Annotated in this window: 8 protein-coding genes; 4 read left to right on the plus strand and 4 right to left on the minus strand. The window is 70.5% G+C overall.

Features of this window, described 5'->3' with window-relative positions:
- Window positions 1-49: 49 nt before the first annotated feature.
- Window positions 50-703: a C39 family peptidase gene (locus ACWCSD_RS45150; protein WP_397162670.1), complete on the minus strand. Its 654-nt coding sequence runs from the start codon at window positions 701-703 to the stop codon at window positions 50-52.
- Between the two features lie 562 nt (window positions 704-1,265).
- Window positions 1,266-1,502 carry a hypothetical protein gene (locus tag ACWCSD_RS45155; protein WP_449924672.1) on the minus strand — a complete coding sequence of 79 codons (237 nt, stop codon included), beginning with the start codon at window positions 1,500-1,502 and terminating at the stop codon, window positions 1,266-1,268.
- Window positions 1,503-1,663: 161 nt separating this feature from the next.
- On the opposite strand from ACWCSD_RS45155, the gene ACWCSD_RS45160 reads away from it, so the two are divergent.
- Window positions 1,664-2,398 (plus strand): right-handed parallel beta-helix repeat-containing protein, encoded by a 735-nt coding sequence (locus tag ACWCSD_RS45160; RefSeq protein ID WP_449924675.1) that lies wholly within the window; start codon window positions 1,664-1,666, stop codon window positions 2,396-2,398.
- An 88-nt stretch (window positions 2,399-2,486) separates the two neighbouring features.
- On the opposite strand, the gene vanY-N is transcribed toward ACWCSD_RS45160, so the two are convergent.
- Window positions 2,487-3,059: a D,D-peptidase/D,D-carboxypeptidase VanY-N gene (vanY-N, locus tag ACWCSD_RS45165; protein ID WP_397162672.1), complete on the minus strand. Its 573-nt coding sequence runs from the start codon at window positions 3,057-3,059 to the stop codon at window positions 2,487-2,489.
- A gap of 191 nt (window positions 3,060-3,250) precedes the next feature.
- Here vanY-N and ACWCSD_RS45170 point away from each other — a divergent pair, with 191 nt between their 5' ends.
- The 3 genes from ACWCSD_RS45170 to ACWCSD_RS45180 are packed head-to-tail and all read left to right on the plus strand — an operon-like array spanning window position 3,251 to window position 5,926.
- Window positions 3,251-3,925 carry a response regulator transcription factor gene (locus tag ACWCSD_RS45170; RefSeq protein WP_358302179.1) on the plus strand — a complete coding sequence of 225 codons (675 nt, stop codon included), beginning with the start codon at window positions 3,251-3,253 and terminating at the stop codon, window positions 3,923-3,925.
- Window positions 3,926-3,932: 7 nt separating this feature from the next.
- Window positions 3,933-5,453: an ATP-binding protein gene (locus tag ACWCSD_RS45175; RefSeq protein ID WP_449924679.1), complete on the plus strand. Its 1,521-nt coding sequence runs from the start codon at window positions 3,933-3,935 to the stop codon at window positions 5,451-5,453.
- A complete protein-coding gene (locus ACWCSD_RS45180; protein WP_397162674.1) occupies window positions 5,450-5,926 on the plus strand; it encodes a hypothetical protein in 477 nt (158 codons plus the stop codon). Before ACWCSD_RS45175 ends, ACWCSD_RS45180 begins: the two co-directional genes overlap by 4 nt.
- A gap of 55 nt (window positions 5,927-5,981) precedes the next feature.
- On the opposite strand, the gene ACWCSD_RS45185 is transcribed toward ACWCSD_RS45180, so the two are convergent.
- On the minus strand, window positions 5,982-6,403 hold a 422-nt coding region (locus ACWCSD_RS45185; protein ID WP_449924682.1), incomplete at its 5' end, for a DUF2871 domain-containing protein.

Genomic DNA, 6,403 nt, shown 5'->3' on the forward strand with positions numbered 1-6,403 from the left:
CCGTCCCGGCGGTTCAGGCATGTTCAACGGCATCGCATGCTCCCTGAGGCTAGTTTCGCCGAGTCTTGAAGGTCCTGTTCCAGGTGCCGTTCGGGCCGCCCGGATAGCCGCCGAAGAGCGTCTCCCACGCGACCCACATGATGGGATCGTTCTCCTGGCCCGCGTATGTCCCGTGCGTACCCTGCCACGGGTCATGCACCCAGACGTGCACCAGTTCACCGGTCTCCGGGCGGTAGCTGTACCCCCAGATGTTGACGATGTGGCCGGAGAGACCGCCACCCCAGCCGATGTTCATCATGATCGGGCGTCCGGCGTCTATCTCTGCCTTGACCTCGTTCTTCGTCAACGCCGGGAACCTTCTGATCTGCACCCACCCGGGCGCCTCGACCCAGTCGAGGTAATTCCTGGCATCGTCGGGGGCCGGGACGTAAACCCCGGCTTGCTGCAGCGGCCCGGCATCGGGCCACCAGCCCTGGTTGCAGTCCCCGCGTAACGCGCCGTCCGGGCAGCACTGGAACGGCTGCTGGGCGGCGAGCCGGGAGTCTTTCCTGTTGAGGACCGCGGTGGCGAACCCGCACTGGGTCCATGCTCGCGCGTTGGCGTAGAAGTTCGCGATGCTGATCGTTGTCGCGTTCCAACACCAGTATGTCTTTTCCTGGTATTGACGCCAGCTCCAGTATGTGGAGCCGAGGCTCTTGATCATTACGCTCTCGTCTGGTTGTGACATGCGATGCCATCCCTTCGCTACGCGGGGGTTACGTCGTCACCGTCTTGCGCCTCCTGGCCGGCCCGGAAGGGCCCACGCGCTGACGTTAAGAGAGCGCAACTGCGCTCGCAATGATCACGATTTGTCAGGTTGGACCGAAACACACAGAGTGGGGCTCACGTTTTCAGTTGCGGCTGTCCGGTACGTCTTGGCCTTCCACTCAGCCACGACCAGCAGCGCCCCGCACGGACTTGTATCCTCGGCGCCAAACCGCGAGGTCCGGGTCGAAAGCACCCAAGCCTCGGCCTGGTCGCATGGGGGAGATCGCTTCGGCTCTGCCACTCCGGTCCCATCAGCCTCCGAGTGGACCGCCGTAATCGTCACCACCCTCGTGGCCTTATCCGGCCACTGGCGCAGCAGCTTGGGCCAGGAGAGAGCATCGGATTCAGTTCTTGGATGACAACAGTTAATCAAGCAACTGGCTTGGTGGGTTGCCTCCTGATCGCGGGCGTACTGTCCAACGAACGGTCCCTTGGCCGGCTGAAGATGGCTTCCCACTTCACCGGCGAGGCAGCAGTATCGAGGCGGCGCACATCACGCCCGCAGCCGTGAAGAGCGACGTGCGCGTGTCGGTCCAGGTCGCTACGAGGCCACCGAGGAGGATGAACAGGGGCTGGGTGACCGTCGTGGCGAACGACCACAATGTGGCCACGCGAGCCATGAGATGGTCAGGGGTCTGTAGCTGCCGATAGCCGGCCATGGTGGAGTTCGCCGCGCCGGCGAACAGCAGCACCATGCCGAACCCGAAGCCGCACCGGCTCGGGCACGGGCAAGGGGCTGGCGGCCGTCAGCCGGGTCGGCTTCACCGTCCGCAACGGCACGATCAGTGGCTTCAAGTACGGAATCTACCTCTCGTCCTCCTCCGGCCTGCCGCGCACCGACGTCACCGCCACGGACGTGCGGCTCCTCGCGGCGCCCATCGACGCCTGGCCCGGCACGATCACCTTCACCGGCACGCGTCAGGACGCCTGCCTGCTGTCCGGTCTGCGGCTGGTCGACGGGCTGATCACGATCGAGCGGTGCACGGTGACCAGGCAGACCGTCATGGTGCGCGGCACCGGCTCGGCGATCCGCAGCAGCACGCTCACCGGCGGAAGCCTCACGGTCAGCGCGACCGACCAGGGCACCTTCACCCGTAACGTCTTCGACGCCTTCCCCATGGGCCTGTCGAACGACAGCCGCCGCAACCTCGTGCGGGCCAACGTCTTCAAGAATTCGGCCACAGCGGGCCTCGGCGCCGCGGAGACCTTCCTGCCGCAGGACGCGAACACCATCGAGGACAACGAGTTCACCGGCAACGACATCGGCCTGTCCTCCAGCTCCATGCTGCGGCACATCATCGTGCGCAGGAACGTGTTCAACGGCAACAACACCGTCGGCATCCTCGTGGACAACCCGTGGGGGCCCGACCGGGCCGGCCCGGACCCCGTCTCCGACAACGTGTTCGTCGGCAACGGCCTGCACCCCAGCGGCCTGGTCGACGGCCAGGGGCACACGGTCCAGGGCGGCATCCACCTGAGCTCCCGCGCGGCTCTCACGCCGCCGGCCACCTCATCTGGGCGCCCCCGGGCACGGTCGCCGACGGAGGCGGCAACCAGGGCCCCTGTGGCCCCACCCCCAACCCCGACCTGACCTGCTGGTGAGACCACCGGCTTGCTGGTGAGACCACCGGCCCGGTCTCCCGGGCGCGGGACGGCCGAGGTCCGCGGGCGCGCGCGGGTCAGCTCCGGCGCCTGTTCTCCTCCGCGTGACCGACCCCGGGGTGGGGCCGTCGGCGCGGGGGTGTGCCGCCGTACTCCGGGTGGTGCTCGAAGTGCCACCACTCGTTGTCGAACATGCGGTAGAGGTCGTAGCGGGCGCCGTGCTCCTCCAGCCAGCGCGCGCCTTCGTGCGGACGCACGTCCAGGGCGATGCCCTTGACGTGGTTGGACTCCGTCGGCGGCAGCACGAGCATGCGCGCCAGCGCCGGGGAGCCGGTGCGGCGCACCTCCTCCTCGAACATCCGGAGCTGAACGAGCGGATCACGGTATCCCGAGGTGAGGCCGAGGAGCTGGCCGTGACGCCAGAGCGCCTCGGTGCGCGCCGCGGTGAACGCCGCCAGGGCGCCGTCGGTGAGCCCGGCCAGGTCCTCGGCGGGGAAGCGCATCCGTAACGCCCACTGGCAGGCCAGCTCGCGGGCCCGGCCGGGGCGGCGGACGAGCGCCGCGGGCAGCAGGAGCACGGCGAGCACCAGCGTCACCACGGCGAACAGCCGATCTCGGGGCCGAGCTGGGATGGTGCGTGGTTCGTTCATGACGAACTACGATTGGCGCCGAATGTGAGTGGGTCGTCTGCCGAATGTCACCGTTTGTCGACGGCCGTCACCCCGGCATCACCGTGACACAACGATGACATGGCGCTGACAAGACGGGGACATCACCGGCCGACAGTGGACGGAGTTGACCGGCGAGCGAGGTTACGGAGCGTGCTGTGGTACTCGGCGGCGTGTCGCGAGTGTTGTTGATCGAGGACGACCCGGCCGTGCGGGAGGGCCTTGAGCTCGCCCTGACCCGGCACGGGCATCGGGTGGGCGCCGTGGAGTCCGGCGAGGAGGGGCTGGAGCGGCTGCGCGCCGACCGTCCCGACGTCGTCGTGCTCGATCTGATGTTGCCCGGCATGAACGGGTTCGAGGTCTGCCGCCGCATCCGGGCCATCGGCGAGGTGCCGATCATCATGCTGACCGCGCGCGGCGACGACATCGACGTGGTGGCGGGGCTGGAGGCGGGCGCCGACGACTACGTGGTCAAACCGGTGCAGCCCAGGGTGCTCGAAGCGCGTATCCGCGCCGTGCTCCGGCGCATCGGCCGCGACCAGGCGGAACTGGAGCGGCACGGTGAGCTGACCATCGATCGGGCCGGGCTGGTGGTCACCAAGCGCGGCGCCCCGATCGGGCTCACCCCGGCCGAGCTGCGCCTGCTGCTGGAGCTCTCCGGCACGCCGGGCCGGGTGCACAGCCGCCAGCAACTGCTGGACTCGGTGTGGGAGCACGGGTACTTCGGCGACTCGCGGCTGGTGGACGCGTGCGTGCAGCGGCTCCGGGCGAAGATCGAGGACGACTCGGCGTCCCCCGTCTACGTGCAGACGGTGCGGGGGTTCGGTTACCGGTTCGGGCCGGTGTGAACCGCCGGTGACGCCTGTGCCGAGCCCGGGGCTGCGTGCCCGGCTGTTGTTCGCGTTCGCGCTGCTGTGCGTGGTCACCACGGCGGCGGTGACCGGCGGGCTCTACGTCCAGGCCCGCACCGACATCCTGCAGCGGGCCCAGGACGCCGCGCTGCAGGCGACGAGAGCGCGCCTGGAGACGCTCTTCCCGTTGCGCACCCCGGCTCCGGACCGGACCGAGCTCGGCAGGATCGCCGCCACCATGGCCGAGCGGGACAGCTACGCGCTCGCCGTCTACCGCGGGTTGTACGCGCAGGCCGGCCCGCCGTCCGACCGGGCGCCGGGCCTGATGCGGAACCCGCCGCCGGGAAGCGGGGGACGCGACGGGAACGCGCCGGCCCTGGAGGCCGAGGACCTGAGGCCCCAGGCCCTTTCCGTGAGCCTGCGGCGGAAGGTGGCCGAAGGCGAGATGGCGTGGCAACGGGTGGTGCGGGAGGGCAGGCCCTTCCTGATCATCGGCGCGCCGTTGCTGATCACCGAGGGTGACCGGTGGCGGGTGTCCGGCATCGAGGTCTACACCACGCGCAGCCTGCTTCCCGAGCAGCGCAGCATCGACTTGCTCGCCAGCCGCGCCTGGCTCAGCGGCGGGGCGGCCATGGCGTTCGCGGTGGTCGTGGCGTTGCTGGCCACCCGCAGCGTGCTGCGCCCGGTGCGCGAGCTCGGCCGGGCGGCCCGCCTGCTGGGCGAGGGCGAGCTGCGGACCAGGGTCGCGGTCCGCGGTTCCGACGAGCTGGCCGACGTGGCGCGTACCTTCAACGACACCGCCGCGGAGCTGGAACGGCACGTCATGCAGCTGCGTGCGATGGAGGCCGACGCCCGCCGGTTCGTGGCCGACGTCTCGCACGAGCTGCGCACTCCCCTGGCCGCGCTCGCCGCCGTCGCCGAGGTCCTCGACGACGAGGCGGCCGAGCTGCCCGAGCCCGCTGGCCGGGCGGCCAAGCTGGTCAGCCAGGAGACGCTCAACCTGACCGCGCTGGTGAACGACCTCATCGAGATCAGCAGGTTCGACTCCGGCGTCGCGGCTCTGTCGCTGAACGAGGTGGACGTGGCCGAGCTGGTGCCCGCGACCCTGCGCGTCCGAGGCTGGTCGGACGCGGTGCGCACCGAGCTTCCCTCCTCGGTGACGGCGAGGCTGGACCCGCGCCGCGTGGACGTCATCCTGGCCAACCTGGTCGGCAACGCCCTGCGGCACGGCGAGCCGCCGGTGTCGGTGCGGTTGTCCGCCGACCCGCAGTGGATCACTGTCGAGGTCCGCGACCACGGTCCGGGGCTGGAGGAGGCGGTGCTGCCGCACGCGTTCGACCGGTTCTACAAGGCCAGCGCGGCCCGTGCCAGGTCCGAGGGCAGCGGCCTGGGCCTGGCCATCGCGCTGGAGAACGCGCGCCTGCACCGGGGCGACCTCACCGTCGCCAACGCCCCCGACGGCGGCGCCCTGTTCACGCTGCGCCTGCCACGCAGGGCCGCCGAGCAGGACGGAGCAGCCGGATGAGGGCCGCACTCCCCCGCCGCGCGCTCGCCGCGGGTCTCCTGGCGCTGGTCGCGGGCTGCGGCGTGCGTCCCAGCGACGTCATCGCCGTCGGCGAGCCGCCGAAGGGAGCCGTCGCGCTGACCACGACGATCATCCTCTACCTGGTGAAGGACGGGCGGCTCAGCGCCGTGACGCGGCCGAGCGCCCGCCCGCTGTTCCGGACCGAGAGGCTCGCGCTGCTGGCGGCCGGGCCCATCGAGAAGGAGCGGGCGCTCGGGCTCAGCACCGAGGTGCCGCCGGAAGCCGATCCCTTCCTGGTGACCGTCAAGGCGCGCGACCGCATGGTGCTGACCCCGTCCGCGCCCGGCGGTGACCTGTCCCCCCTGGCCGTGCAGCAGATCGTGTGCACGGCCGCCGCGTTGCCGGACAGCCCTGCCCGCATCGCCGTCGCGGGGGCACGCACGAGCGTCGACCCCCGCGACTGCCCGGCCTGACCGCCGGAGGGAGCGCGGAACAGCCCAGCGGCCTCCCCCGCGGACCTGGCCGCGGTCAGGTCTTGGCGGGGATGCGCTTGCCGAGGTTGATGAAGAACAGGACCAGCCCGACCGTCAGCACGATGTGCCCCAGCCCCGCCATCCCGGTGATCGCCGGGCTGGTCTCGGCGCCCAGCACCGTCTGGGTGCCGTGCACCAGCATCATCGCCACCGTCAGCGCCAGCCCGCCGTTGTAGACCCAGAAGAACCAGGTGAACAGCCTGCCGCCGGCGCTCAGCGTGAACACCTTCTCCAGCACCAGCACGATCAGGAAGAACAGCATGCCGAGAGCGAGCAGGTGGGTGTGCACCACACCGAGCTGGGTGTCGCCGGTGAAGTCGTTGAGCTTGGTGATCTCGCGATAGTAGAGGCCGGTCCAGGCGACCGCCCCCGCCACCAGCAGCGCCTGCGGGTCGACCGACGCCCGCAGCGCGAGGG

It is taken from the genome of Nonomuraea sp. NPDC001684 (genome assembly GCF_053596515.1).